This is a genomic window from Rhizobacter sp. (assembly GCA_019635355.1).
Lineage (GTDB): Bacteria > Pseudomonadota > Gammaproteobacteria > Burkholderiales > Burkholderiaceae_C > Rhizobacter.
Genome location: JAHBZQ010000001.1, coordinates 611668 through 637140, shown reverse-complemented (window position 1 = coordinate 637140; position 25473 = coordinate 611668). Strand labels below are relative to the sequence as shown.

Sequence of the window (25473 nt, the reverse complement as noted above, 5' to 3'; positions counted from 1 at the left end):
GCATTGCCGCGTGGTCTCCGCTTGCCCGCGATGCCAGGTTTGTGGCCTGGCTCGTGGTGCTCTTGTCGTGACAGATATGCGTCGTGTCGAAGGCTTCATCTTGCCGAATGTGTGCAGAAAGCCGCGTCAGGGCGTGCCGATTTGCTTGTGGGAATCCGCTTACACGGCGACCACATCTACTTTCAAAAACGGAAAGATTTGCCGCCGATTTCACATACCGGCATCTCCCGGATGCCCCATTTCACGGAGGCCTGCATGCCTGAACCCCGAGACAAACCCACGGTGCAAAAGCAGCGCAACATCCAGCGCAGCCAGGACGAGCGCGACAAGGCCACCAAGCCCGAAGCGAAGCAGAAGGAATCTCAACCCGTGCAGGCGGGCCTGCGTGAGCAGCCAACCAAACTTCCCGCCCAACACCTCGAAAAGCCTGGCCTCGAAGCCGATCTCGAACTCAAGCCGCGCTTCCTCGCGCCCGACTACGAAGGCAGCCGCAAGCTGCAGGGCATGGCCGCGCTCATCACCGGCGGCGACTCCGGCATCGGCCGCGCGGTGGCTGTGCTCTTTGCCCGCGAAGGCGCCGACGTGGCCATCGTCTACCTCGACGAACACGAAGACGCCGAAGAGACCCAGCGTCACGTCGAACACGAAGGCCGCCAGTGCGTGCTGATCCCGGGTGACGTGAAAGACAGCGCTTTTTGCCGCAAGGCGGTCGACGAGGCGGTGAAGGCCTTCGGCAAGCTCGACATCCTCGTCAACAACGCCGCCTTCCAGGAGCACGCGGCCTCGCTCGAAGACATCACCGACGAGCGCCTCGACGAGACGCTGCGCACCAACGTGCACGGCTACTTCAACATGGCCCGCGCCGCGCTGCCGCATCTGCGCGAAGGCGCCTGCATCATCAACACCGGCTCGGTGACCGGGCTCGAAGGCAGCCCCCAGCTGCTCGACTACTCGGCCACCAAGGGCGCGATCCATGCGTTCACCAAGGCGCTCGCGAGCAATCTCATCGGCAAGGGCATCCGGGTGAACGCAGTGGCGCCCGGCCCGGTGTGGACGCCGCTCAACCCGGCCGACAAGCCCGCCGAGAAGGTGGCCGAGTTCGGCAGCCAGACGCAGATGAAGCGTGCCGCGCAGCCCGAAGAGCTGTCACCGGCGTATGTGTTTCTCGCGTCGCCGGTGTGTGCGAGCTACATCACCGGCATCGTGCTGCCGGTGACAGGCAGCGTAGGAGCGGAGTAGCCCCAGCCCGTTCGGGCTGAACTGGTATTCCGATCGCCCTGAGCTACGTCGAAGGGAGCCCTGCGCAGCACTTCGACAAGCTCAGTGCGAACGGAGAACTAGGTCGACAAGCTGCTGTTGCCCTCCGCCTGCCGCAGCGCAGCTGCCGCCTCCTCGGCCGAATACTCCTTTAGCCGGTTGTAGAGCGTCTTCAAGCTGATGCCGAGCACGGCCGCGGCCTGTTCCTTGTGGTGGTTGTAGTAGCGCATGGTGGCGAGGATCAGCTGCCGCTCGGCCTCGGCCATCGAGGTGCCGATGCGGATGCGCAGCTCGTCGCCCGAGAGCGCGACCGACATCGCCTCGCGGTCGGGCGCGTTGACCGGCAGCCACTCCTCGCCGATCACGCTGCCTTCGGTCATCACGTAATTGCGCTGCACCACGTTGCGCAGCTCGCGCACGTTGCCGGGCCAGCGGTAGCGCAGCAGCTTGGCGCGCGCGCCGGGTGAAAACGTCTTCACCGCGCCTTCGCGGCTGCTCACCTCGGCCACGAAGTGCTCGGCGAGCAGCTCCACGTCGCCACCCCGCTCACGCAGCGTGGGCAGCGCGATGGGAAACACGTTGAGCCGGTAGAAGAGGTCTTCGCGCAGCTTGCCGGCCTTCACCGCCTCCATCGGGTCGCGGTTGGTGGCGGCAACCAGGCGCACATCCGTCTCCTGCACGACGGTGGAGCCCACGCGCATGAAGGTGCCCGTCTCCAGCACACGCAAGAGCTTCACCTGCAGCGCGAGCGGCATCTCGGTCACCTCGTCGAGGAAGAGCGTGCCGCCGTTGGCGCGCTCGAAGAAGCCCTGGTGCTGGCGCTCGGCGCCGGTGAAGCTGCCCTTCTCGTGGCCGAAGATCTCGCTCTCGATCAGCTGCGGCGAGATCGCGCCGCAGTTGACGGCAAGAAACGGCGCATGGCGGCGGCGGCTCAGGTCGTGCAGCGTGCGGGCCACGAGCTCCTTGCCGGTGCCGCTCTCGCCGGTGATGAGCACGGTGACGGCCGTGCCGCTCACGCGGGCGATCTGCTCGTAGATGCGCTGCATCGGCGTGGAGCGGCCCCACAGGTGGCCGAAGCGGCCGGTGCGCTTCCATTCGTCGGTGAGGCCCTGCAGCTCGGCTTCGAGCGCCTTGGGCCGGATGATGCGCGAGAGGATGCCTTCGAGCTGCCGCGCGGTGACAGGCTTGATGAGGTAGTCAGCCGCCCCCAGGCGCAGCGCTTCGATCGAGGTCTCGAGCGTGGCATGGCCGGTGATGAGCACGACCTGCGTGTTGGCGATGGACTGCGGGTCATCGAAGAGCGAAAGGCCGCTGCCATCGGGCAACTGCAGGTCGAGCAGCACGAGCTCGGGCGGGTCGAGCGCGATGTGGCGCCGCGCCTCGTGAAGGCTCTGTGCCGTGGCCACCGTGAAACCCGCCTCCGCCACCAGGGCTGCCATCATGCGCGCCGCATCCACATCGTCTTCCACCACCAGCACGCGACTCATTCAGTCTCCGACTTCATTCGATTCCGCCCGACTCTAAGGCGGCCCACTCTCACGCTTCAACGGAAATCGCAAGCCCCCGCGCGACGATGGGTCATCGGCGTTTGCGCACGCCGTTTGCCCTGCGCGCCTTCCGTGTCAAGCGGCCATGTGCGCCCCGTCGCGCAACCAGCGCCGCAATTGCTGCGCATCCACCGGCTTCACGGCATGCAGGTCGAAGCCCGACTTCATCGCACGCAACACGTCGTCGTGCTGCCCGTAACCTGAGACCGCGATCATTCGCCCCGCATAGCCGCGCGACCGTGCGGCGAGCGCCAGCTCGAAGCCATTGAGGCCGGGCAGGCCGATGTCGACGATGGCCACGTCGGGCCATTCGGCGAGCAGCGTCTCGAGGCCGGTGGTGCCGCTGTTTTCGCCGCTCACCCGGTGGCCGTCGAGCCGCAGCAGGTCGCACATCGATTGCAGCGAATCGGGGTTGTCTTCGACCACCAGCACGCTCAGGCCGGGGCGCGCCCCGCCCTCTGCAAGCGGAGGCGCCACCTGCACCGCCTCCACCCGCGGCAGGCGCACCTCGAAGCGCGAGCCCCCGGGCGAGCTGGTGGCGCTCACCGTGCCGCCGTGCAGCTCCACCAGGCGCTTCACGAGAGAGAGCCCGATGCCCAGGCCGCCCGCGCGGCGGTCGAGCGCACGCTCGCCCTGCACGAAGAGGTCGAACACCCGCGGCAGCAGCTCGGGCGCGATGCCGTCGCCTTCGTCGACCACGCCGAGCACCACCTCGTCATCTTGCGCGCGCACCTCGACGCCGATGCGCCGCCCGACCGGCGTGTACTTGATCGCATTGCCCACGAGGTTGGTCACCACCTGCTCCAGGCGCGACGCGTCGGCCATCACCCACGCTTCGTCGAGCTGGCGCTCGATGGGGTGGCGCGAGGTGTCGCCGGTGATCGTGAGCATGTCGAGCGTGCGCCGCACGAGCAGCGCGAGATCCATCGGCTCGCACGCCAGCCGCTCCTTGCCCGAGAGGATGCGTGTCATGTCGAGCAGGTCGCCGATCATGTGCGAGAGGTGCAGCGTCTGGCGCCGGATGATCCCGCGCGCGCTGCGCGCCTTCGGGTCGGGCATCTCGCCGTGGTGCAGCACCTCCACCGCGGTGGAGATCGCGTTCAGCGGGTTGCGCAGCTCGTGGCCGAGCATGGCGAGGAATTCGTCCTTCGACTGGCTCGCCGCCTTCAGCTGCTCGTGCGCTTCCACGAGCTGCGCCTCGACCTCCTTGCGCGCGGTGATGTCGACCATGGCCGCGATGGCGCCGCGTGGGCGCCCCTGCGCATCGCGCAGCGGCACGGCGTTGGCGATGGCGTGCACCACCGGCCGGTTCGGTGCACGAACCTCCAGCTCCATCACCGCCACCGCCTGCCCGGTGCGCGCCGCCACGCACAGCGGCATCTGGTGCGGCGGCACCGGCCGCCCCTCATGGAAGACGCTCGGCTCCACGTCACCGCCCCGCCGGCCGAACAGCTGCACCATCGTCGCGTTGCGCAGCACGTTCTCGCAATCGCGGTCTTGCGCGAAGGCGAGGCCGATGGGTGAGCTGTTGAAGAGCGTCTCGAATTCGTCAGCCTTGCGGCGCAGCACATCGCGCGCGGCCTGGTCGCGCTCGTGCGAGGCCTGCAAGGCATCGCGCAGCGCCGCGATCTCGCGCACGTGCACCGCGCCCAGCCGCGCCGCGCCACCATCGCGCGCCAGCGCCTCCAGCGGGCGGCGGATGCGCCGCGCGAGCAGCAGCGCCATCGTCACGCCCAGCAGCAGACAGGCCGCGGCCGTGGCCCAGGCAAGGCCGATGGAGCGCAGCTGACCCGCCGCCACTGGCGCGGTGGCCACATCGCGGCGCACGCCCCAGCCGGACAGCGGCACGCTGCGGGTCGCGCCGTCGGTCGACACGCCCGGCACTGCCGTCTCGGGCAGCAGCTCGCCCACGCGCTGCGGGTCGGTGGAGCGTGCGACGACACGTCGCGCGCGGTCGAAGAGCACGCTGTAGCCCTCGCTCGGCGCCGAGCGTTTCACGAGCACCTGCCAGCTGGCCCACGGCACCCACACGCCGAGACCGAAGCGCAGGTTGCCGTCGATCACCACGGGGATCGCGATCACGGTCGCGGCCTGCCCGCTCGGCGGGTGCTGGAGGAGGTTGCTGACCAGCGGCTTCTCGTCCCACAGCATCTGGCGGAAGCCGGGCACCGGCGGCAGCGTGCCGCGCCGCGCAGCGCCCGTGGTGTCGAAGATGACGAGGCCACGCGTGTCGGTGAGGAAGCTGCCCTTCCACCCGCTGCGCAGCGGCCCGCGGCCGGCAATCGAGCGCTCGAACTCGCGCACGTCGCCATGCCGCAGCGATTCGGAAAGCGCCACGATGCGCAGCGCCTCGATCGTGGCCTGCATCTCGTTCTCGACGGCCTCGGCCAGCACCTGCGCCTCGCGGTCGAGGTCCGTGCGCAGGCGCTGCTGCTCGCTGCGCATCTTCTCGAGCAAGAGGTGCGACATGAGCAAGGCCACGGGCACCGTGGCCACGAGCAGCATGGCCACGAAGGCGGTGCGCAGCGAGACCTTCATGCGCCGTCGTCCTGGCAGGCAGCGGCACGCCGTTTGCCGCAAAAGCTGCCGGTGACCGGAAAACTCTTCCGGCTGCGCGACCGCAGGCACGGAGCGCTGCCAACGCCGCAGCGCGAGCCATCACGGGGCCTGACGCCCCTCACGCGCAGCCCGCTGCCGCCAAGGCACGGTCGTTGCATTGAGGCATGCCCATCTTTGGCTCTCTCACACGGCTTTCAATGACCTCGATGTACTTGCATACCGAGCAACGCCAGCAGCAAGGGCTTTCGCCGCGTTTGCAGCAAGCGGTGCGCCTGCTCCAGTTGTCGTCGCTCGATTTCGCACATGAAGTGCAGGCCGCCGTCGACAGCAACCCCTTCCTCGACACGGTGGACGACGAAGCGCCCGACGAAGCTGCCGCTGCCGCGCCCGACCTGCCGATGCCCGAGGCCACGCACGCCGATGCGCTGGAAGCACCGGCCGTGACGATGGCCGAGGCCGACGACGGCTACAGCGGCGATGGGCCCGACAGCTGGCAGACCGCCGGCCCTTCTGACACCCCGCGCAGCGACGACCTCGACGCCTCGCCGATGAACCGCGTGGCCGCCGAGACCTCGCTCAGCGAATACCTGTTGCGCCAGCTGCACGTGCTGCCGATCCCGCCGCGCGACATGCTGCTGGCCGAGGCCATCGTCGAGTCGCTCGACGACGACGGCTACCTGCGCATGGACGACCTCTCCGAGCTGATCCCGGTGATCGAACTCGACCCGGCCGTCACGCTGCCCGAGCTGCAGATCGCGCTCAAGCGCGTGCAGTCGCTGGAGCCTGCCGGCGTGGGCGCGCGCAGCGTGGTCGAGTGCCTGCTGCTGCAGCTCGACGGGATCGAAGACCCCCGCGAGCGTGAACTCGTGCGCCTGCTGGTGTCGGAAAAGCTCGAAAGCCTCGCCCACAAGGACGCCGCCACGCTCGCCAAGCAGGTGGGCCGCCCGGTCGACGAGGTGGCCGCCGCCTGCGCGCGCATCCGCCGCCTCGACCCGCGCCCGGGCTGGCGCTTTGGCTCGGCCGACATCCGCTACATCACGCCCGACGTGATCGTGAAGAAGGTGCGCAACACCTGGACGGTCTCGCTCAACCCGGCCATCGTGCCCAAGGTGCGGCTGCACCGCGTGTACGCCGAGATGTTCCAGCGCCACCAGCAGGCGCAGCACCCCGAGCTCGCCTCGCAGTTGCGCGAGGCCCGCTGGACGCTGCGCAACGTGGAGCAGCGCTTCGCCACCATTCTCGGCGTCGCGCAAGCCATCGTGAAGCGCCAGCACCACTTCTTCGACTACGGGCCGCTGGCGATGAAGCCGATGGGCCTGAAGGAGATCGCCGAAGAGGTGGGCGTGCACGAGAGCACCGTCTCGCGCGTCACCAACAACAAGTACATGGCCACGCCGAGCGGTGTCTTCGAGCTCAAATACTTCTTCTCGCGTGCGATGACGGCCACGAGCGGCACCGCCTTCTCGGGCACCGCCATCCGCGGGCTCATCAAGGACATGATCGAGAACGAGAAGCCCGACAACCCGCTGTCGGACGCGGAGATCACGCGCCAGCTCGCGCAGCAGGGCTTCGTGGTGGCGCGGCGCACGGTCACGAAGTACCGCCACCTGCTGCGGGTCGAGCCGGTGGAGCGGCGGCGCAACGGGACCTGAGCGCCTGGAAAAACGGCGCCGCGCGGACTGAACCCGCGGCACGCCGCCTGCTCCGGTCGAATCGCTCATCCACGGCGCCCCGCTCACCGCCGAGCGTGCCATCCACTTCAGAGATCTCTTCCTGTGAAACCTCACACCGGAACGTTCACGGAGGCGGTGGCATCATCGCCGCCCGGGCGTTCCACCCCGCCAAGCCACAAAAGCACAAGACACCCATGAGCGCGACCCCGATGACGAGCCCAGCCCCCCGCGACCCATCGTCTTCGCCAGCCGGGTGGCGGCCGGGGCTCAAGCTGCCGCTGCCGCCGGGCACGCTGCTGCTCTACATCGTGAAGGCGCTGGCGGTGGTGCTCATCACCATCGTCTGGCAGCAGGTGATGGAAACACGCGGCAAGGCCGCCGAAGGCATCGCCCGCACCAACCAGGTCATCGAGCAGCTGCAGACGGTGTTGAGCAGCATGAAAGACGCCGAGACCGGCCAGCGTGGCTTCCTTCTCACCGGCCAGGAGATCTACCTCGCGCCCCACACCGAAGGCAAGACGGCCGTGTCGGCACGGCTGCAGGCGCTGCGCAAGCTGATGGAGCGCGACCCCGCCCAGCTGCAGCGCACCGACACACTGGAACGCCTGGTCGCCGACAAGCTGGCCGAGATGGAACAGACCATCGTCACCACCCGCAACGGTGACCGCGAAGCCGCGATCGCAACCGTGCGCTCCGACCGCGGGCGTTCGACGATGGACCGCATCCGCACCGTGGTCAACGACATCGAGCAGGAGGAGCGCAACCACCTCGCCACGCAGCAGGAGCGCTGGCAGACGGCCGTCGAATACTCCAACATCGTCACCTGGGCGGCGGCGGCGGTGCTGCTGTCGCTCATCCTGTATTCGGCCTATCGCTCCTCGCGCGAACACCTGACCCGCGAAGGGCAGCTGTGGCTGAGCGCGGGCGAGGCGTCGCTCGCCGGCACGCTGCAGGGCGACCAGCGTCTCGACGTGCTGGGCCACAACGTGCTGGGTTTCCTCGCCAGCTATCTCGGTGCGAAGGTGGGCGCCGTCTACACCGTCGAGCCCGACGGCCGGCTGCAACGCGTAGCCACCTATGCCGTCGACCCGGGCGAACGCCCCGAGACCCTGCAACCCGGCGACGGGCTGCTCGGCCAGGCCGCGAAAGACAAGCGCCTGATGCACCTCACCGACGTGCCCGAGGGCTACCTGCGGGTGAGCTCCAGCCTCGGCAACGCTTCGCCGCGCGAGCTGCTGATCGCCCCCGCGGTGATCTACGGCCGGGTGCAGGCGGTGATCGAGCTCGGTTTCCTGCAGCCGGTGTCGGAGCCGCAGCGCCGGCTGCTCGCCGAGGCCTCGGAGCAGCTCGCCATCGCCGTGCGCGCCTCGCGCGACCGCTCGCAGCTCGAAGAGCTGCTGGAAGAGACCCAGCGCCAGGCCGAGGAGTTGCAGGCGCAGCAGGAAGAGCTGCGCGTCAGCAACGAAGAACTCGAAGAGCAGGAGCGTGCCCTCAAGGCCTCGCAGGCTCAGATGGAAGTGCAGCAGACGGAGCTGGAGCAGACCAACTCGCAGCTCTCGGCCCAGGCCACCCTGCTCGAGAACCAGAAGGACGAGCTGGCACAGGCGCAGGCCGCGCTGCAGCAACGCGCCGATGAGCTGGAACGGGCCAGCCGCTACAAGACCGAGTTCCTCGCCAACATGAGCCACGAGCTGCGCACACCGCTCAACTCGACGCTCATCCTCGCCAAGCTGCTCGCCGACAACCCGCACGGCAACCTGAGCGAAGAGCAGGTCAAGTACGCGCAGACCATCTCGGGCGCCGGCAACGACCTGCTCACGCTCATCAACGACATCCTCGACCTCTCGAAGATCGAAGCGGGCAAGGTGGAGGTGCATCTCGAGAACATCCCGCTCGCCGCCGCAGTCGAGGGGCTCGTCAAGACACTGGAGCCGCAGGCACAGCAGAAGGGGCTGGCGCTCTCGTTCGGCATCGGCGACGACGTGCCCTCGCACCTGAAGACCGACGGGCAGCGCCTCGGCCAGATCCTGAAGAACCTGCTCTCCAACGCGCTCAAGTTCACCGAGAGCGGCGAAGTCTCGCTGCGCGTCTCGCGCGAAGCGGGCGGCGTGGCCTTCGCGGTGCACGACACTGGCATCGGCATCGCCGAGAGCCAGCAGGAGCTGATCTTCGAAGCCTTCCGCCAGGCCGACGGCAGCACGCACCGCAAGTACGGCGGCACCGGCCTCGGGCTCTCCATCTCCCGCGACCTCGCGCGCCTGCTCGGCGGCGACATCACCGTGCAGAGCACGCCGGGGCGCGGCAGCGTCTTCACCCTGCACCTGCCCGACGCACGCTCGAACGGCCTGCCGATGGCGCCCCGCCCACCGGCGCCGGCGCCCGTGGCCGAGACGCCGCCGCAGTACGTCTCGCACGCCGCGCCTCGCGCCCCGGCCGCGCCGCAGATCGAAGACGACCGCGCCGCGCTCACCGTCAACTCGCGCACCGTGCTCGTGATCGAAGACGACCCGCGCTTCGCGCTGATCCTGCGCGACCTCGCGCGCGAGATGAGCTTCCAGTGCGTCATCACGCACACCGCGAGCGATGGCCTCGCCGCGGCGGCGATGTACCGGCCGCGCGCCATCCTTCTCGACATGAACCTGCCCGACCACTCGGGCCTGGGCGTGCTCGACCAGCTGAAGCACAGCGCGCAGACGCGGCACATCCCGGTGCACATCCTGTCGGTGGCCGACTACACGCACGAAGCCCTGGAGCGCGGTGCGCTCGGCTACGACCTGAAGCCGGTGAAGCGCTCGCAGATCATCGAGGCGCTGCAGCGGCTGGAGGCGAAGTTCTCGCAGGGCATCCGCCGCGTGCTGGTGGTGGAAGACGACGCCCGCCAGCGCGAGAGCATCGAGCACCTGCTGCGCAACGTGGAAGGCGTGCAGATCACCTCGGTGGAAAGCGGCGCGCAAGCGCTCGAGGCGCTCAAGGGCACGACCTTCGACTGCATGGTGATGGACCTCAACCTGCCCGACCTCTCGGGCTACACGCTGCTGGAGCGCATGGCCGAGCAGGACGAGAGCGCCTTCCCGCCGGTGATCGTCTACACCGGCCGCTCACTCAGCACCGACGAAGAGCAGCAGCTGCGCCGCTTCTCGCGCTCGATCATCATCAAGGACGCCCGCTCGCCCGAGCGCCTGCTCGACGAAGTGACGCTCTTCCTGCACCAGGTGGAGTCGGCCCTGCCCGCCGAGATGCAGCAGATGCTGCGCAACGTGCGCGACCGCGACAGCACGCTCGAAGGCCGGCGCATCCTGGTGGTGGAAGATGACGTGCGCAACGTCTTCGCGCTCACGAGCGTGCTCGAGCCGCGCGGCGCGAGCATCGTGCTGGCCCGCAACGGCCGCGAAGCGCTCGACGTGCTGGCCCAGAGCCGCGACCCGAAGCAGGAGCCGATCGACCTCGTGCTGATGGACATCATGATGCCGGAGATGGATGGCCTCACCGCCATGCGCGAGATCCGGAAAGACGCCGCCTGGAAGCGCCTGCCCATCATTGCGCTCACCGCCAAGGCCATGCGCGACGACCAGGAGCGCTGCCTCGCCGCCGGCGCCAACGACTACATCGCCAAGCCGCTCGACGTGGAGAAGCTCCTGTCGCTCGTGCGCGTGTGGATGCCCAAGTGACGCCAACCGAGCACCCCGCCCATGCCCACCACCCGGGACCAGGACATCGAGCTTCGCCTGCTCATCGACGCGATCTTCCACAAGTACCACTACGACTTCCGCGGCTACGCGCTCGCCTCGCTCAAGCGCCGCATGGCCAGCGCGATGACGCGCTTCGGCTGCAACACCCTCTCGCAGCTGCAAGACAAGCTGCTGCACGACCCGAGCATCTTCCCGGCCCTGCTCGACTACCTCACCGTGCAGGTGAGCGAGATGTTCCGCGACCCGGGCTACTACAAGGCGCTGCGCGACGAGGTGGTGCCGCTCTTGCGCACCTACCCCTCGCTCAAGGTCTGGGTGGCCGGCTGCAGCGCCGGCGAGGAGGCGTATTCGCTGGCCATCCTGCTGCGCGAAGAGGGCCTGCTCGAGCGCACGCTGATCTACGCGACCGACATCAACACCGACGCGCTCAAGCGTGCCGAGGCCGGCGTCTACCCGCTGGAGCAGATCGCGCTCTACACGCAGAACCACCAGAAGAGCGGTGGCCGCTCGTCGCTGTCGGACCACTACACCGCGGCCTATGGGCGCGCCGTGTTCGACAAGACCCTGCGCAAGCAGATGGTCTTCTCGGACCACAGCCTCGCCACCGACAGCGTGTTCGCCGAAGTGCACCTGGTTTCGTGCCGCAACGTGCTCATCTATTTCGACCGCCAGCTGCAGGACCGGGCGATCGGCCTCTTCAGCGAGGCGCTGTGCCGCAAGGGCTTCCTCGGCATCGGCAGCAAGGAGTCGCTGCGCTTCTCGGTGCACCGCGACGCCTTCGACGACTTCGTGCCGCAGGAGCGGATCTTCCAGCGCAGGAGCGAGGCATGAGCGCCGCAGGCATCGAGGCGGTCGTGATCGGTGGCTCGGCCGGTGGGGTCGATGCCCTTGCAGTGATGCTGCCCGCTCTGCCACCCACCCTGCCCGTGCCGGTGATCGTGGTGCTGCACCTGCCACGCGAGAAGCCCAGCCTGCTGGTCGAGATCTTCTCGCGGCAATGCGCCCTGCCCGTGCAGGAGGCGCAAGACAAGGCGCCCATCGAGCCCGGCAACGTGTACTTCGCCCCGGCCGACTACCACCTGCTCGTCGACCGGGGCCCGAGCTTCGCGCTCTCGGTCGACGAGCCGGTGCACTACTCGCGCCCGTCGATCGACGTGCTCTTCGAGACCGCAGCCGACGTCTACGCCGAGCACCTGCTCGCCGTCGTGCTCACCGGCGCCAGCCAGGACGGCGCCGCGGGCCTGGCCGCCGTGCACCGCGCCGGCGGCACGACCGTCGTGCAGGAGCCGCAGGAAGCCCTTTCCCCCTACATGCCCGAATCTGCGTTGCGAACGAGTCCGGTGGACCACGTGCTCCCGTTGGCAGGCATCGCCCAATTGATCGGCGGCCTGGCCGCTCACCGCACATGAACCTGGACAACCGTCACCCCGCGCCGCGCCCGAAGGTGAAATGCCTGCTGGTCGACGACCTGGCAGAAAACCTGCACGCCCTCTCGGCCCTGCTGGCCGACGACGAGGTGGAGCTGCTGCAGGCCCGCTCGGGCACCGAAGCGCTGGAGATCCTGCTCGTGCACGACGTTGCGCTCGCGCTTGTCGACGTGCAGATGCCCGAGATGGACGGCTTCCAGCTCGCCGAAATGATGCGCGGCGTGCAGCGCACGCGCGACGTGCCCATCATCTTCGTCACCGCCGGCAGCAACGACCGGCACCGCCAGTTCCGGGGCTACGAAAGCGGTGCGGTCGATTTCCTCTTCAAGCCCATCGAGCCGCACATCCTCAAGAGCAAGGCCGAGGTCTTCTTCCAGCTGTGGCGCCAGAAGCAGCAGCTGGCGTGGGAGCTGCAGGAGCGCACCAACTCGCTGCGCATCCAGGAGATGTTCACCGCCGTGCTCAGCCACGACCTGCGCGGGCCGCTCTCGGCCATCCAGCTCTCGGCCAAGATCCTCGAGAAGCGCGACGACGACGACGCACAGAAGATCGGCGAGCGCATCGCCCGCAGCGCCAAGTGGATGGGCCGCATGATCGAAGACCTGCTCGACGTGACCCGCGTGCGGCAAGGCCACGGCATCCCGATCACCCGCGCGCCGGTCGACCTGGCCTCGGTGGTGCAAGGGGTGGTGCAGGAACGCCTGGTGCTCTCACCCGACCACCATGTGAAGGTCGACACCGAAGGCGACCTGCACGGTTCGTGGGACGGCGACCGCCTCGTGCAGGTGGCGTCCAACCTCATCGGCAATGCATTGCGCCACGGCACCGGCGACACGGTGACCGTGAAGCTCGACGGCCGCCATGCCGACCGGGTGGTGATGTCGGTGCTCAACGAGGGGCACATCCCCGCGGAGCTGCTGCCGTCGATCTTCGACCCCTTCCGGCGCGGGCAGCGGCAGAGTGCCCGCACCGAAGGGCTGGGCCTGGGGCTCTACATCGTGCAGCAGGTCGTGCAGGCGCACGGGGGGACGATCCAGGTGTCGTCGGCGCCGGGGCTGCCCACGCGCTTCGACGTGAGCCTGCCGCGGGGGTGATGTCGTTGTAACGTCGGTCCGCGTTTCCGTTCGCCCTGAGCTTGTCGAAGGGCCGGTGCCACACGCTGGCTTCGACAAGCTCAGCCCGAACGGGAGGTGAGGGTCGCTTACCTCAATCGGACACACCGACCTCGCTGCGCGCGAGCCGGCCGGCCACGATCCGCAGCACCTGCGGGTTCCAGGGCAGGCCCATGTGGCTGCCCTCCACCTCCACGTTCTCACCCTCGTCGCAGTCGCCGTCGAGCAGGCAGGTCTCCCAGGCCACCACGCCATCGGTGCGCGAGTAGATGGAGGTCGTGGGCACCGGCGGCGTCTCGCGCAGGCGCGCCGCGAGCTTGTCGTCCACCAGCGGCGCACTGCCGTTCACCAGGCGATAGAGCCAGCCCACGTTCGTCTCGCTGCCGCGCGACAGGAAGGGCGTGCCCAGCGTGATCACTTGCCGCACCAGCGGCGACTGCAGCTTGGCGATCTCGCGGGCATAGATGCCGCCCAGGCTCCAGCCGATGAGGCTCACCTTGCGGTTGTGCATCGTGGCCACGCCGCGCACGTGCGTGGCGAGGTTGTGCAGCCATTCGTCGATGTCGCCCTTGGGGCCGGTGTTGAAGCCCTGCTCCCAGTCGTAGACCGCATAACCCAGCGCTTCACAGCAGTTGCGCAGCGGCACCAGCGAGCGTTTGTCGGCCGCCAGGCCGGGGAAGATGATGACCGGGTGGCCGTCGCCCTCGGGCAGGGCTTCGCGGTCCATCATGTGCATGCCGGCGTATTCGATCACCGCTCGAAACGGCTCCACACCCAGCAAGGCCAACGACGGGGCAACCACCTGGGGGGCAACCATCATCTTGTTCATGTGTCGTTCCTTTCGAGAGAGAGACTGCGGTCGGTGTTGCAGCGAATGGTGAGCGAGACCGCGCTTCTCGCCCATCGGTGGCCCACACCATTCGCATGTGCGAATTCGCCTACGCAGTCTTCCTGACCCGAGGCCCGTCTTCCACCCGCACTCACGGGGAATGCACCTTGCCCGCCGAGGACTCCCCCCACGTTTGAAGGAGTCCCGACATGGCCACTTCCCACCAGAGCTGCATCGAGGCCTGCAACGCCTGCGCAGACGCCTGTGACCGCTGCGCCATTGCCTGCCTGCAGGAGCCACAACCCAAGCTGATGGCGCGCTGCGTCGCGCTCGACATCGACTGCGCACAGGCGTGCCGCCTCGCGGCCGGCTACATGGCACGCGGCAGTGCACTCGACAGCGCCGCCTGCGCCTTCTGCGCGATGGTCTGCCTCGAATGCGCGAAGGAATGCGACCAGCACGCGATGGACCACTGCCAGGCCTGCGCCGACGCCTGCCGCGCCTGCGCACGCGAATGTGCCGCGATGGCCCAGCGCCCCGCCCGGCCCGAGACGGCCGCCGGCACGCACTCGCACCACTGAACTTTCCGACGGCGCCCTGAGCTGCCGCAAACTTTGCACACGGCCGCAAAGTGCGGCCGGCGCCGGTTCAGCGGCCCACGGCCTTTTCAAGCTGCGCCTTGGTCATGCTCGACCGGCCCTTGATGCCGCGGCGCTTGGCCTCGTTGTAGAGCTGGTCGTAGGTGCGCCCGCCGGCACCGCTGTGCGAGCGTTTGCCGCCGCGGTGGCCCGACGACACGTCGTCGATCGAGCTGCGGCTCACCTCTTTTGCTTCGCCGTGGCGGGCGCGCTCCTTGTTGACGGTGCGGGCCGCGATCTCTTCGGCCAGCTTCTCACTCTTGCCGCTCGATTTGAGGCCGTCCTTGATGTGCTGGTATTGGCGCTCGCGCTTGTCGCTCCAACGGTTCTCGGGCATGGCGTGCTCCTCTGCGGTGGTGTGTGGATCACATCTGCTTCGGGATGGTCTTGCTGCCTTCGGCGTTGCCGCCGATGCCGCCCGGCTTCACCGGCGAGGCGATCACGCCGCAGGCGATGCGCTTGCCGCTGTTGCCCGAAGGCTGGGTCATGTAGTCGTCGGGGTCGGCGTGCACGACGAGCGCTTTGCCCATCAGGTCAGCCGCGCCCGCCCCGAGCAGCGTGCCCTTCACCTCGAAGCTCGTGGCCGCCACGCCGGCTGCATCGGCCTTCAGCGACGGCAGGTCGCCGGCATGGTGATCGGCATGCGGCGCGCCGTGCGGCTTGCCTTGCGGGTTGAGGTGCTCGCCGGCGCTGCTCGCATCGGGGGCCGAGCAGTCGCCCTTCTCGTGCACGTGGAAGCCGTGCTCGCGGTTGGGGGCCAGCCCCGAGACACGAGCCCGCACCACCACGCGATCGCCCTCCTGCGCCATGCGCACTACGCCGTTGGCCTTCTGGCCGGCGGTGGGGTTCAGCATGACGATGGCGCTCGGCGGCTGGGGCTGGCTGGCGCAGCCGGCCAGCGCCACCAACGCGACAGGTGCCCAAAGGCGGGTCGAGCGGATCGAACAAGGTGACAGCGATGACATGGCGACCTTCGCACTTCGATGGAGGTGATGGGCGATGGTCGCGCGCGTGCCACGCACGCGCTGTAGGACGACACCGGAACGCGGCGTCGGCCGGCGTGCGGAGTTCAGCCGCGGCGCTGCAGGTGCACCAGCAGGCCTTCGATGGGCTCGCGCTGCTCTTCGCGCACCGTCTCGCGCGAGACGCGCAGCGGCGCGAAGCCGTGGCGCTCGGCGAGCCCGAGCAGGTGGCCTTCGTGGTGGGCGTAGCGCAGGCTGGGCTGCAGGCTGAAGCCCACCTCTTCGGGCGCGCCCGAGGTTTCGGCGGAGAAGCAGAACACGCCGCCCGCCGGCATCACCCGCTCGAGCGCAGCGAACACCGGCGCCAGGTCGCCGAGGTAGATGAACACGTCGGCCGCGAGCACGAGGTCGTGCTGCTCGTCAGTGCGGGCCAGGTGCTCGACGATCTCGCCCAGGTGCAGCGCGTCGTACACACCGCGTGCCCGCGCCTGCTCAAGGATGCGCGGCGAGAGGTCGATGCCGCTCAGGCGCTGCACCAGCGGGCGCACCAGCGGGCCACAGAGGCCGGTGCCGCAGCCGAGATCGAGTGCCGAGCGAAAGGGCGCGGGGTGCAGCTGCGCGAGCGGCGCGGCCAGCCCTTCGGGCACGCGGTAGCGCAGCACGTCGACAAGGTGATGGTCGAAGTCGGCCGCGTAGTCGTCGAACAAGGCCTGCACGTAGGCCACGGGCGAGCTGGGCGGTGCGGTGGCATCGCCGAGGCTTGCGAGGCAGTAGGCCATGAGCTGCGGGTCGGCGCCGAGCGCGAGCGCCTCGCGGTAGCGCAGGCGTGCGGCTTCGAGCTGGCCGCTGTCACGCAGCAGGTCGGCCTCTTCCACCAGCTTGCCGAGCGCCGAGCGGCGGTGCAGCAGCGCGTCGGCATTGTCGGGCTCGAGGGCCAGCACCTCGTCGGCGGTGGCGATGGCCTCGGCGGGCCGGTCGAGCGCCACGCGCGTCGCGGCGAGGTTCACGAGCGTCGACACCCGGCCCGGCACGTGGCGCAGCGAGGTCTCGAACGCACGCTCGGCCTCGGCCAGGCGGCCCGCCTGCAGGTGGGCGAGGCCCTCGAAGAACGCGGCCTTGGCCTGCTCGAACGCAGCGGAGTCTGGGGGGTGCGACATGGCGGGCGATTATCTCGGCCACGCCGATCAGGCGGTCTGCGTGTGCGTGGGTGGGTCGCCCACGCCCTCCATGCGCACCGGGAAGCGGCACAGCGCGCCACTGTCGGTGGGCGTGTAGAGGCCGCGGGCGCTGAACTGCTCGCCGTCGGGCAGCTCGCTCGGGCTCAGCACTTCGAAGACCGGCACGTCGGCCTCGGCCAGCAATGACACGGCCTGCGCCCGAGGCATGCCGCCCAGAGCAAGGCCGATGTCGCGGTTGATCTCCTGCGCATGCGGCATGCGCTTCGCGTAGGTCGCAAACGCGTCGCCCTCCCAGGCCTCGAGCCCCAACGCCTGCACGAGCGCCTTCCAGAAATGGTCTTCCAGCGCGGCCACGCTCAGCGGCTCGCCCTCGGCACAGGTGAACACGCCGTAGCCCGGCCGCGCGCTCACCGTGCGGCGCTGCGCCGCGAGATCGGTGGCGCCGTTGTGGCGGAAGGCCACGAGCCGCGTGTTCATCCAGTGCAGCATGCAGTCGGCGAGCGAGACGTCGAGCCGCTGACCGCGCCCGCTGCGCTCGCGCTGGAAGAGCGCCGCGTTGACGGCCGCCAGCGCATAGACCGCGCCGCCGAGATCAGCCACCGGCACCGCGAAGGCGGGCGTGCCGCTGCCGCTGGTCAGGGCCAGCGAGCCACTGGCGGCCAGGTAGTTGATGTCATGGCCCGGCCACTGCGCGCGGGGGCCGCTGGCACCGTAGCCGGTGAGCGAGACATAGACGAGCCTCGGGTTGCGCGCGGCAAGCGTGTCGTAGCCGAGGCCGAGCCGGTCGAGCACGCCGGGGCGGTAGGCCTCGACCAGCACGTCGGCCTCGTCGGCCAGGGCCAGCACCGCGGCGCGCTGGGTGTCGTCTTTCAAATCGGCGGTGAAGCAGCGCTTGCCGCGGTTCACCGCGTCGAAGAGCGCGGGGGCCATGCGCCGCGCCGCATCGCCGTGCGGCGGGCGCTCGGCCTTCAAGACGTCGGCACCGAGTTCCACCATGCTCTGCGTGAGAAACGGGCCGGGCAGCAGCTCGCTGAAGTCGAGCACGCGCACGCCTGCGAGCGGGCCACCCTGCGTGGCCCGGGGCAACCACGCGGCGCTCATCGTGGCGCCTCGAGGCGGCCGACGATCACCGCATCGAGCGCCCGCGCGCCCTGCCCCAGCGGGCCCACCCACACCGGATTCAGGTCCATCTCGTCGATCTGCGCGGCGTGAGCGGCAACGAAGTCGGACACCTTGAGCAACAGGTCGATCAAGGCCGGCACGTCGGCCTTGGGCCGGCCGCGCAGGCCGTCGAGCAAGGGGAAGGCGCGGATCTCGCGCACCATCGCCTCGGCTTCGCGGCGCGACAGCGGCAGCACCCGGCGCGCGACGTCACGGAACAGCTCCACGTGCACGCCGCCGAGGCCGAAGGTCAGCACCGTGCCGAGCACCGGGTCGCGGCTCACGCCGACGAGCGTTTCCACGCCACCCGCCGGGGCCATCGCTTCGATGAGCAGGCCGTCGATCTTCGCGTCGGGGCGGTGCTGGGCCGCGTTGCCGTGGATGCGCTGCCAGGCTTCGCGCAAGGCGTCGTCGTCGGCGATGCCAAGCATCACGCCGCCCACCTCGGTCTTGTGCACGATGGCCGCGCTCAGGACCTTGGCGACGACCGGGTAGCCGATGCGTTGGGCAAGTTGCACCGCCTCGTCGGCACTGCGGGCCACACCCGACGCCGGCATGGCGATGCCCGCCGCGCGCAGCAAGGCCTTGGCATCGTGCTCGTTGAGCGTGCGGGATTCGCCCTGCGGTGGCACGTCCGGCATGCGCAGCAGCAAGGGCTCGAACGGCGCGGCGCCCGGTGTCTGCTTTGCCGCCCACTCGGCCCACTCGAGCCAGCGCTTCACCGCTTTCACCGCCTTGCCGACCGAACCCACCGGCACCATGCCGGCCTCGGCATACACCTCGACCGCGTCGCCGCGACGGCTGCTCATCCACACCGGCACGATGGGCACCGCCGTCTGCCGCTGCACCCGCACCGCGCTCTCGGCGACCTTGATGGTCACGTCGCCATAGTCGATGGTCACCGGGAAGAGCACCAGCGACACGCCCGGGTCTTCGCACACGGCGAGCAGCGTCTTGTCGATGAGCTGCGGGTCGGTGATGACCGCCGTGGTGGTGTCGACCGGGTTGCCGATGGCGGCGTATGACGGCAGGCTGTCGGCGAGCACCTGGGTGGTCGATGGCGCGAACTGAGCGAGCTTCAGGTTGGCTTGGCCCACCATGTCGGCCGTGAGGGCGGAGGCGCCGCCCGATGAGCAGTAGATGGCGATGTCGCGCGCGGTCTTGGGGGGTTGGGTGCGCGCGATGAGCGCGGCGGTGTCGGCGAGTTCGTCGATGTCGTCGACCTCGATCACACCGAGCTGCCGGAAGAGCGCGCTGTTGACCTCGGCCGAGCCGGTGAGCGAGCCGGTGTGCGACATCGCGGCCTTTTGCCCGTAGGCCGAGCGGCCGACCTTGAGCGCGATCACCGGCTTGCCGTTGGCCGCGGCGCGCTGCACGGCACGCACGAACTTGCGGCCGTCCTTGATGCCTTCGATCAGCGTCACGATGACCTCGATGCCCTCGGCATCGGCCATGTGCGCGATGAAGTCGCTCACCTGCAGGTCGACCTCGTTGCCCGACGAGCACCAGAGGCCAATGCCCAGGCCGCGGTCCATCGCCTGCAGCACGTTGCGGCCGAGGCCGCCGCCCTGCGTGGCCAGGCCGATGGGGCCGCGGCGCAGGTCGTGCTGGAACGAGGGCGAGAAGGTGAAACCGAGGCGCTCGTTGATGTTGCACAGGCCCGGGCAGTTGGGGCCGTAGACGCGCAGCTTGCTCGTCGCGACGATGCCGCGCATCTCGTCTTCGAGCGCCTTGCCGGCCGGGCCGGCTTCGCCGAAGCCCGAGGTGTAGACGATGGCGAAGGGCACGCCGCGCGCGGCGGCTTGGCGCAGCGCCGGGTTCACATGCACGGCGGGCACCGAGATCAGCACCAGGTCGGGCGTGCTGGGCAGCGAGGCGATGTCGGGCCAGCAGCGCATGCCGGCGACCGTCTCCCGCTTCGGGTTGACGAGCATCACCTCGCCCTTGAAGTCGGAGTGCTTGAGCAGGTTGATGAGCGCGCGGCCGCCGATGCTGCCGGGGTCGTCGGAAGCGCCCACGAGGGCAACGGAGCGCGGAGAGCACAGAAGAGAAAGATCAGGGAGCGTGTCGTGCATGGGAACTGCTGAAAACTGGATCAGGAGATGGCGTTGATGCCCAGGATCTCGCGGCCGATGATGAGCGTCTGGATCTCGGTGGTGCCCTCGGGGATCATCCCGCCGCGGGTGTCGCGGAAGATGCGCTCGATGGGCAGGTCGGTCGAGTAGCCACTGCCACCGTGCACCTGCAGCGCCATGCTCGCCACCTCGTGCGCCGACTCGGTGGCGTAGAGCTTGGCGATCGAGCAGGCCTGGCGCACATCCTGCCCGCGCTGCAATGCGTGCGCAGCGCGGTAGCCGAGCGCGCGCGCGGCTTCCACACGCACCGTCATGTCGACGATGTGCTTCTGCACCAGCTGGTAGCTGCCGATCAGGCGGCCGAACTGCTTGCGCTGCTTCACGTAGTCGATCGACAGGTCGAGCGCGGCCTGCGCGGCGCCCACGGCGCCCATCGCGATGTTGAGGCGCGCGGCGTCCAGGCCCTTGAGCGTGCCCTTCAGCGCCTGGCCTTCCTGGCCGACGAGGTTCTCCTTCGGGATCTTCACGTCGTTGAAACCGAGCTCGGCGGTGCCGGTGCAGCGCAGCACCATGGTGTCGAGCCGGCGCACGTCATACGGGCTCTTCGCGCGCTCGACGATGAAGGCCGACAAGGCCCCATCGCAGGTGGGGCTGTAGGTGCGCGCGACGATCATCGCCACGTCGGCGAAGGCGCCGTTGGTGATCCACATCTTGCGGCCGTTGATGACCCAGTGGTCGCCCTTCAACTCGGCGCGGGTCTGGATGCCGGCGATGTTGGAGCCGGTGTCGGGCTCGGTGAGGCCGGTGCAGACCTTCAGCTCCCCACGCAGTGCGGGCTTGAGGAAGCGCTCTTTCTGCTCGGGCGTGCCATGCGTGGCGATGCGGTTGATCGAGCCGTTGGTGATGTTGCAGATGGTGCGCAACGAGAGCCAGTGGTAGCCGGCCTCTTCCATCATCATGGCCCAGGTGGGGTAGTCGATCCCCATGCCGCCGTCGTCTTCCGACAGCGTGCCACCGAGATAGCCGAACTCGGCCAGCCGCGGCAACAACTCGAAGGGAAAACTGCGCTCGGCCTCGTGCTTCGTGATCAAGGGCACGACCTCGGCCTTCATGAAGCGCCGGATGCTGTCGCGCAGCGTGACTTGATCGGCGTTCAGATCGATGCTCATCGTCCTGCATGTCGTGGTGTGGGTTCACCAGATGGTGTCGTTCGACGAGCAGAACGGCACGTGGGGCAAACGTGCATGCACGGTAGCGAATTCACTTGTTAGTCTGCAAGTATCTTTTCTCACCAGCGGTGCGGTGCGCTGCGTAGAACGGCCCGAGACGACGAAAGGAAATGCGATGACGACCTTGCGTATCCCGAACTTGCGTGTGCTGCTCATCGCGGTGGCGGCACTGCTGCTCACCGAACTGCCCGCGCGTGCACAGACCTACCCCGCCAAGCCGATCACCTGGGTCGTGCCGTTCACCCCGGGCGGTGTGACCGACACCACCTCGCGTGCGATCTCCAAGAAGATGGGCGAGGTGCTGGGCCAGGCCTTCGTGGTGGAGAACCGGCCCGGCGTGGGCGGCTCGCTCGCCACCGAGCAGGTGGCCGGTGCACCGGCCGATGGCTACACCGTGCTCTACGCCACCTCGGGCACGATGGCTGCGAACCTCGCGCTCTACAAGAACCTCAAGTACCAGCCGCTGCGCGACTTCGTGCCGGTACACGGCATGTTCATGTCGCCCACCGTGCTGGTGGTCGAAGCCTCGCGGCCCTACAAGAGCATGCAGGAGCTGATCGCCTTCGCGAAGGCCAACCCCGGGGTGCTCAACTACGGATCGGCCGGGCCGGGCACCGGCACGCACCTCACGAGCGAGATGGTGCAGGCCAAGACCGGCAGCAAGATGACGCACGTGCCCTACAAGGGCAGCACGCCCGCGCTGCAAGACCTGCTCGGCGGCCGGCTCGACCTGATGTACGACTACACGGTCACGCTGCTGCCGCACATCAAGGCCGGCAAACTGCGTGCGCTCGCGGTGATGGGCAGCAAGCGGCTGCCCGCGCTGCCCGATGTGCCCACCATCGCAGAAGCGGGCTTCCCGGGGCTGGAGTCGAGCAGCTGGTCGGGCATCGTGGTGCCGGCCGGCACACCCCCCGCGGTGGTGAAGAAACTCTCGGCCGCGATGCACACCGCACTCACCGACAAGGCGGTGGTGGCGCCCTTCGAAGAGATCGGCAGCCAGCCACTCGTCGACTACGACGAAAAGAAGTTCAAGGCCTTCATCGGCGATGAGATCAACAAGTGGGCAGAGGTGGTGAAGGTCTCGGGGGCCACGCTCAATTGACCGTGACCGCCCCCGCGTCGCGCCTGCCCTTCGCCCACCGCCTCTCGCTGCCGCTCATCGCCGCGCCGATGCTGCGGGTGAGCGGCATCGAGCTCGTGTCGGCGGCGTGCGCGAGCGGCGTGGTCGGCTCCTTCCCCACGCCGAACTGCCGCTCGGTCGACGAGCTCGACGCCTGGCTCACACGCCTCGCCCGCGAAGCGCGAGACGCCGCCGACGCCGGCAGAACGAGCGCCCCGTGGTGCCCCAACCTCATCATGCGGCGCGACCCCGCGCAGCTGCGGCAAGACATCGACTGCCTCCTGCGCCACCGCACCGAAGTCGTCATCACGAGCGTGGGCTCGCCCGCGGCCGTGGTGCCGCAGCTGCGCGACGGGGGCTGCCTGGTGCTCGCCGACGTGGCCTCGCTGCACCACGCCGAGCGCGCCATCGAAGCGGGTGTGGATGGGCTGGTGCTGCTGACGGCCGGCGCCGGCGGGCAGACGGGGTGGGCCAACCCCTTCGCCTTCGTGCGTGCGGTGCGCAGCTTCTTCGACGGGCCGGTGGTGCTGGCGGGGGGCTTGTCGGACGGGGTGTCGCTGCACGCCGCCATCGCGCTCGGCTGCGACCTCGGCTACATGGGCACGCGCTTCATCGCCACGCGCGAGAGCATGGCCGCCGAGGGCTACAAGCAGATGCTGGTGACGAGCCGGCTCGACGACGTGCACCTCACGAAGGCGTTCACCGGCCTGCAGGCCAATTTCCTGCGCCCGTCGATCGTGGCCTCGGGGCTCGACCCGGCCAGCCTGCCCGAAGACCTCACGCCGGCCGAGGCCCGCGAGCGTTATGGCGGCGGTGTCGGCCCGCATGAAGGCCCGAGGCGCTGGGCCGACGTGTGGAGCGCGGGGCACTCGGTGTCGGGCGTCGACGGCGTGCCGACGACGGCAGACCTGATCGAGCGGATCGGGCGCGAGTACGCGGCGGCTCAGCGTTCCGTTCAGCGCTCCCTGTAACGCGAGACCTCGAAGGGCGACACCGGCGCGGCCTGGTTGCCCCAGGCACTGCGCACATGCGAGAGCAGCGCGGCCATGTCGTCGTCGCTCAGCGTGCCAGCAAAGGGCGGCATGCCGAAGGGGCGCGGGTTGCCCGCGGTCGACGGCGCGAAGCCGCCTTCCATCAGCACCCGCACCAGGTTGGCCGGCGTCTTCATGGTCACGGCGCGGTTGCCGGCCAGTGCCGGGTAGAGGCCCTTCACGCCCTCGCCTGCCGCGCCGTGGCAGGCGGCGCAGTGCTCGCCGTACAGCTTCTCGCCGCGCGCGAGGTCGGGCTCGGGGCCTTGCGGGCTCGTCACGCGAGTGTTCGTGGGCGGCAGGCTGCGCAGATAGTCGGCCATCGCGAGCAGGTCGTCGTCGCGCAGGTGCTGCGTGCTGCCGATCACCACCTCGGCCATCGGGCCGAGCACCGACGCACGCGGGCTCACGCCGGTCTTGAGCAGGGTGGCGGTCTCTTGCGCGGGCCAGTCGCGCACGCCGGCTTCGTGCGGGTCGCTCAGCGACGGGGCGTACCAGTTCTGCACCGGGATCAGGCCGCCGCTCAGGTCGAGCGTGCCGCCGGTGGCGCCGAGAGCATTGCGGTGGCCATGGCAGGCGTTGCAATGGCCGAGGCCGCGCACGAGGTAGGCGCCACGGTTCCACGCGGGGGTCTGCGTCGCGTCGGGCTCGTGCGTCTCGGGCTTGAAGTAGAGCGCGCGCCACACGCCAAGCGCCGCCTGCGTGCCGTAGGGGAAGCGCATCGCATGCGGGCGTTTGGGCTTCGCCACGGCGGGCAGGCTGCGCAGGTAGGCGTAGATCGCGTCGGAATCGGCACGCGTCACCAGCGTGTAGTTGGTGTACGGGAAGGCGGGCGACAGCAGGCGGCCGTCGCGCGAACGGCCGTTGTGCATGGCACGCCAGAAATGCCCCGCACTCCATTGGCCGAGGCCGGTGGCGGGGTCGGGCGTGAGGTTGGGGCTGTAGAGGGTGCCGAAAGGCGTGTCGATGCCGCGGCCTCCGGCATAAGGCTCGCCGCCGCGCTCGGTGTGGCAACCCGCGCAGTTGCCGGCGCGGGCGAGGTATTCGCCACGCTGGATCAGTTCGGGCGTGGCCAACACGGCCGCGTCGTCGAGCGGGTCTTCGCCGCGCAGGTTGAGGCCGACGAGCGCGCCGGCCACGAGCAAGAGAAGCGCCACGACGATGATGAGTGCGCGCGTCATCGTGCTGCGCTCCCCTCGCCCGTGCCGCCGCAGCCCATGGGCATCGGCGCGGGCAGGCCTGCGGCCGGTTTCGTGGACGAGGGCAGAGGCTGGGCGGCGAGCCAGTGCGACACGGCGCTCACGTCGTCGGCGGTGAGCGCCTGGGCGATCTGCGCCATGCAGTCGGGCGCCATCGCACGGCGGCTGCCCGACTTCCACGCGCCGAGCTGCCCCGCGATGTAGTCGCGCGGGATGCCGAGCAAGCCCGGCAGGTGGGGCGTGACGCCGGTGAAGCTCGCGCCGTGGCACTGCGCACAGGCCGGAATCTGGCGCGCCGGGTCGCCGCGCAACGCAAGCGCTTCGCCGCGCGCGAGCACCTCGGCCGACACCTGCGCCGGCCGCGGCGGTGGGTACGGCAGGTCGAGCGAGGCGAAGTGCTCGGCGATCTCGCGCAGGTAGGCGTCGGACAGCGGATCGATCAGCCGCGTCATCGGCAGGTAGTGGCGCCGGCCGTCGCGGAAGTTGGCGAGCTGGTTGTAGAGGTAGCCGGCGGGCTTGCCGGCGATGCGCGGGTAGTAGCCGTCGCGCGCCGCGCGGCCCTCGGGGCCGTGGCAGCCGGTGCAGGCCAGCACCCGCTGGGCCATGCTGTCTTCGACCGGGGCCGCCGAAGCCGCACCCCATGCGAGACCGCAAGACACCGCGAGCAACACGGGCATGCGCGCCACGATGCGCAAGCACCGCGATGATCGGCGCACTGCGCGGTACCCCACCAACCGGGAGAAGAACGATGAATACAGGGACATGAGGGGCTGATTCTGCTGCGATG

General features: G+C 69.3%; 21 protein-coding genes. 10 read left to right on the top strand and 11 right to left on the bottom strand.

Annotated features, from left to right (window positions below; translation table 11 throughout):
* The first annotated feature begins 255 nt into the window (after nucleotides 1-255).
* The gene (locus KF892_02815; protein MBX3623918.1) at nucleotides 256-1239 is read left to right on the top strand and encodes an SDR family oxidoreductase; all 984 of its coding nucleotides are present in this window, start codon (nucleotides 256-258) and stop codon (nucleotides 1237-1239) included.
* Between the two features lie 98 nt (nucleotides 1240-1337).
* Here KF892_02815 and KF892_02810 read toward each other — a convergent pair whose 3' ends face one another.
* Nucleotides 1338-2744: a sigma-54-dependent Fis family transcriptional regulator gene (locus tag KF892_02810; GenBank protein ID MBX3623917.1), complete on the bottom strand. Its 1407-nt coding sequence runs from the start codon at nucleotides 2742-2744 to the stop codon at nucleotides 1338-1340.
* Between the two features lie 135 nt (nucleotides 2745-2879).
* Nucleotides 2880-5342 (bottom strand): response regulator, encoded by a 2463-nt coding sequence (locus tag KF892_02805; GenBank protein MBX3623916.1) that lies wholly within the window; start codon nucleotides 5340-5342, stop codon nucleotides 2880-2882.
* A 218-nt stretch (nucleotides 5343-5560) separates the two neighbouring features.
* Between KF892_02805 and rpoN the strand changes: the two genes are divergently transcribed.
* From rpoN to KF892_02780, 5 genes are all read left to right on the top strand, one after another.
* The gene (gene rpoN, locus KF892_02800; GenBank protein ID MBX3623915.1) at nucleotides 5561-7015 is read left to right on the top strand and encodes an RNA polymerase factor sigma-54; all 1455 of its coding nucleotides are present in this window, start codon (nucleotides 5561-5563) and stop codon (nucleotides 7013-7015) included.
* A gap of 230 nt (nucleotides 7016-7245) precedes the next feature.
* The gene (locus KF892_02795; protein MBX3623914.1) at nucleotides 7246-10704 is read left to right on the top strand and encodes a response regulator; all 3459 of its coding nucleotides are present in this window, start codon (nucleotides 7246-7248) and stop codon (nucleotides 10702-10704) included.
* Between the two features lie 21 nt (nucleotides 10705-10725).
* Nucleotides 10726-11556, top strand: coding sequence for a protein-glutamate O-methyltransferase CheR (locus KF892_02790; GenBank protein ID MBX3623913.1), 831 nt, complete (start codon nucleotides 10726-10728; stop codon nucleotides 11554-11556).
* Nucleotides 11553-12134, top strand: a complete 582-nt coding sequence (locus KF892_02785) for a chemotaxis protein CheB (protein ID MBX3623912.1) — start codon at nucleotides 11553-11555, stop codon at nucleotides 12132-12134. The genes KF892_02790 and KF892_02785 overlap by 4 nt, the downstream gene beginning before the upstream one ends.
* Nucleotides 12131-13246 (top strand): hybrid sensor histidine kinase/response regulator, encoded by a 1116-nt coding sequence (locus KF892_02780; protein MBX3623911.1) that lies wholly within the window; start codon nucleotides 12131-12133, stop codon nucleotides 13244-13246. Before KF892_02785 ends, KF892_02780 begins: the two co-directional genes overlap by 4 nt.
* Nucleotides 13247-13358: 112 nt before the next feature.
* Here KF892_02780 and KF892_02775 read toward each other — a convergent pair whose 3' ends face one another.
* Nucleotides 13359-14093 carry an alpha/beta hydrolase gene (locus tag KF892_02775; protein MBX3623910.1) on the bottom strand — a complete coding sequence of 245 codons (735 nt, stop codon included), beginning with the start codon at nucleotides 14091-14093 and terminating at the stop codon, nucleotides 13359-13361.
* Between the two features lie 209 nt (nucleotides 14094-14302).
* Between KF892_02775 and KF892_02770 the strand changes: the two genes are divergently transcribed.
* On the top strand, nucleotides 14303-14674 hold the full coding sequence (locus tag KF892_02770; protein MBX3623909.1) for a four-helix bundle copper-binding protein: 372 nt from the start codon (nucleotides 14303-14305) through the stop codon (nucleotides 14672-14674).
* A 67-nt stretch (nucleotides 14675-14741) separates the two neighbouring features.
* Here KF892_02770 and KF892_02765 read toward each other — a convergent pair whose 3' ends face one another.
* A complete protein-coding gene (locus KF892_02765) occupies nucleotides 14742-15068 on the bottom strand; it encodes a plasmid stabilization protein (protein ID MBX3623908.1) in 327 nt (108 codons plus the stop codon).
* A gap of 28 nt (nucleotides 15069-15096) precedes the next feature.
* Complete coding sequence (locus tag KF892_02760) at nucleotides 15097-15585, bottom strand: superoxide dismutase family protein (GenBank protein ID MBX3623907.1); 489 nt, start codon at nucleotides 15583-15585, stop codon at nucleotides 15097-15099.
* Here KF892_02760 and KF892_02755 point away from each other — a divergent pair.
* Nucleotides 15584-15724, top strand: a complete 141-nt coding sequence (locus KF892_02755) for a hypothetical protein (protein MBX3623906.1) — start codon at nucleotides 15584-15586, stop codon at nucleotides 15722-15724. The two genes, KF892_02760 and KF892_02755, sit on opposite strands and share 2 nt — an antisense overlap.
* 76 nt (nucleotides 15725-15800) lie before the next feature.
* Here KF892_02755 and KF892_02750 read toward each other — a convergent pair whose 3' ends face one another.
* From KF892_02750 to KF892_02735, 4 genes are read right to left on the bottom strand one after another with little or no spacing between them, the layout of a single operon-like run.
* Nucleotides 15801-16850, bottom strand: coding sequence for a methyltransferase domain-containing protein (locus tag KF892_02750; protein ID MBX3623905.1), 1050 nt, complete (start codon nucleotides 16848-16850; stop codon nucleotides 15801-15803).
* A gap of 27 nt (nucleotides 16851-16877) precedes the next feature.
* Nucleotides 16878-17972, bottom strand: a complete 1095-nt coding sequence (locus KF892_02745; GenBank protein MBX3623904.1) for a CoA transferase — start codon at nucleotides 17970-17972, stop codon at nucleotides 16878-16880.
* The gene (locus KF892_02740) at nucleotides 17969-20107 is read right to left on the bottom strand and encodes an acetate--CoA ligase family protein (GenBank protein ID MBX3623903.1); all 2139 of its coding nucleotides are present in this window, start codon (nucleotides 20105-20107) and stop codon (nucleotides 17969-17971) included. Before KF892_02740 ends, KF892_02745 begins: the two co-directional genes overlap by 4 nt.
* 20 nt (nucleotides 20108-20127) lie before the next feature.
* Nucleotides 20128-21276: an acyl-CoA/acyl-ACP dehydrogenase gene (locus KF892_02735; GenBank protein MBX3623902.1), complete on the bottom strand. Its 1149-nt coding sequence runs from the start codon at nucleotides 21274-21276 to the stop codon at nucleotides 20128-20130.
* Between the two features lie 175 nt (nucleotides 21277-21451).
* On the opposite strand from KF892_02735, the gene KF892_02730 reads away from it, so the two are divergent.
* On the top strand, nucleotides 21452-22441 hold the full coding sequence (locus tag KF892_02730) for a tripartite tricarboxylate transporter substrate binding protein (GenBank protein ID MBX3623901.1): 990 nt from the start codon (nucleotides 21452-21454) through the stop codon (nucleotides 22439-22441).
* Nucleotides 22442-22509: 68 nt separating this feature from the next.
* Nucleotides 22510-23430 carry a nitronate monooxygenase gene (locus KF892_02725; protein ID MBX3623900.1) on the top strand — a complete coding sequence of 307 codons (921 nt, stop codon included), beginning with the start codon at nucleotides 22510-22512 and terminating at the stop codon, nucleotides 23428-23430.
* Here the strand turns inward: KF892_02725 and KF892_02720 are convergent.
* A complete protein-coding gene (locus tag KF892_02720; protein MBX3623899.1) occupies nucleotides 23415-24668 on the bottom strand; it encodes a cytochrome c in 1254 nt (417 codons plus the stop codon). The genes KF892_02725 and KF892_02720 overlap by 16 nt on opposite strands.
* Complete coding sequence (locus KF892_02715; protein ID MBX3623898.1) at nucleotides 24665-25363, bottom strand: c-type cytochrome; 699 nt, start codon at nucleotides 25361-25363, stop codon at nucleotides 24665-24667. The genes KF892_02720 and KF892_02715 overlap by 4 nt, the downstream gene beginning before the upstream one ends.
* Nucleotides 25364-25473: the final 110 nt, after the last annotated feature.

Coding starts and splice junctions, on each gene's coding strand:
- KF892_02765 (MBX3623908.1), bottom strand. CDS start 15,068: ATGCCCGAGAACCGTTGGAGCGACAAGCGCGAGCGCCAATACCAGCAC.
- KF892_02810 (MBX3623917.1), bottom strand. CDS start 2,744: ATGAGTCGCGTGCTGGTGGTGGAAGACGATGTGGATGCGGCGCGCATG.
- KF892_02720 (MBX3623899.1), bottom strand. CDS start 24,668: ATGACGCGCGCACTCATCATCGTCGTGGCGCTTCTCTTGCTCGTGGCC.
- KF892_02735 (MBX3623902.1), bottom strand. CDS start 21,276: ATGAGCATCGATCTGAACGCCGATCAAGTCACGCTGCGCGACAGCATC.
- KF892_02815 (MBX3623918.1), top strand. CDS start 256: ATGCCTGAACCCCGAGACAAACCCACGGTGCAAAAGCAGCGCAACATC.
- KF892_02715 (MBX3623898.1), bottom strand. CDS start 25,363: ATGCCCGTGTTGCTCGCGGTGTCTTGCGGTCTCGCATGGGGTGCGGCT.
- KF892_02770 (MBX3623909.1), top strand. CDS start 14,303: ATGGCCACTTCCCACCAGAGCTGCATCGAGGCCTGCAACGCCTGCGCA.
- KF892_02785 (MBX3623912.1), top strand. CDS start 11,553: ATGAGCGCCGCAGGCATCGAGGCGGTCGTGATCGGTGGCTCGGCCGGT.
- KF892_02790 (MBX3623913.1), top strand. CDS start 10,726: ATGCCCACCACCCGGGACCAGGACATCGAGCTTCGCCTGCTCATCGAC.
- KF892_02740 (MBX3623903.1), bottom strand. CDS start 20,107: ATGCACGACACGCTCCCTGATCTTTCTCTTCTGTGCTCTCCGCGCTCC.
- KF892_02755 (MBX3623906.1), top strand. CDS start 15,584: ATGACGATGGCGCTCGGCGGCTGGGGCTGGCTGGCGCAGCCGGCCAGC.
- KF892_02725 (MBX3623900.1), top strand. CDS start 22,510: ATGCTGCGGGTGAGCGGCATCGAGCTCGTGTCGGCGGCGTGCGCGAGC.
- KF892_02780 (MBX3623911.1), top strand. CDS start 12,131: ATGAACCTGGACAACCGTCACCCCGCGCCGCGCCCGAAGGTGAAATGC.
- KF892_02760 (MBX3623907.1), bottom strand. CDS start 15,585: ATGCTGAACCCCACCGCCGGCCAGAAGGCCAACGGCGTAGTGCGCATG.
- KF892_02745 (MBX3623904.1), bottom strand. CDS start 17,972: ATGAGCGCCGCGTGGTTGCCCCGGGCCACGCAGGGTGGCCCGCTCGCA.
- rpoN (MBX3623915.1), top strand. CDS start 5,561: ATGACCTCGATGTACTTGCATACCGAGCAACGCCAGCAGCAAGGGCTT.
- KF892_02795 (MBX3623914.1), top strand. CDS start 7,246: ATGACGAGCCCAGCCCCCCGCGACCCATCGTCTTCGCCAGCCGGGTGG.
- KF892_02775 (MBX3623910.1), bottom strand. CDS start 14,093: ATGAACAAGATGATGGTTGCCCCCCAGGTGGTTGCCCCGTCGTTGGCC.
- KF892_02805 (MBX3623916.1), bottom strand. CDS start 5,342: ATGAAGGTCTCGCTGCGCACCGCCTTCGTGGCCATGCTGCTCGTGGCC.
- KF892_02750 (MBX3623905.1), bottom strand. CDS start 16,850: ATGTCGCACCCCCCAGACTCCGCTGCGTTCGAGCAGGCCAAGGCCGCG.
- KF892_02730 (MBX3623901.1), top strand. CDS start 21,452: ATGACGACCTTGCGTATCCCGAACTTGCGTGTGCTGCTCATCGCGGTG.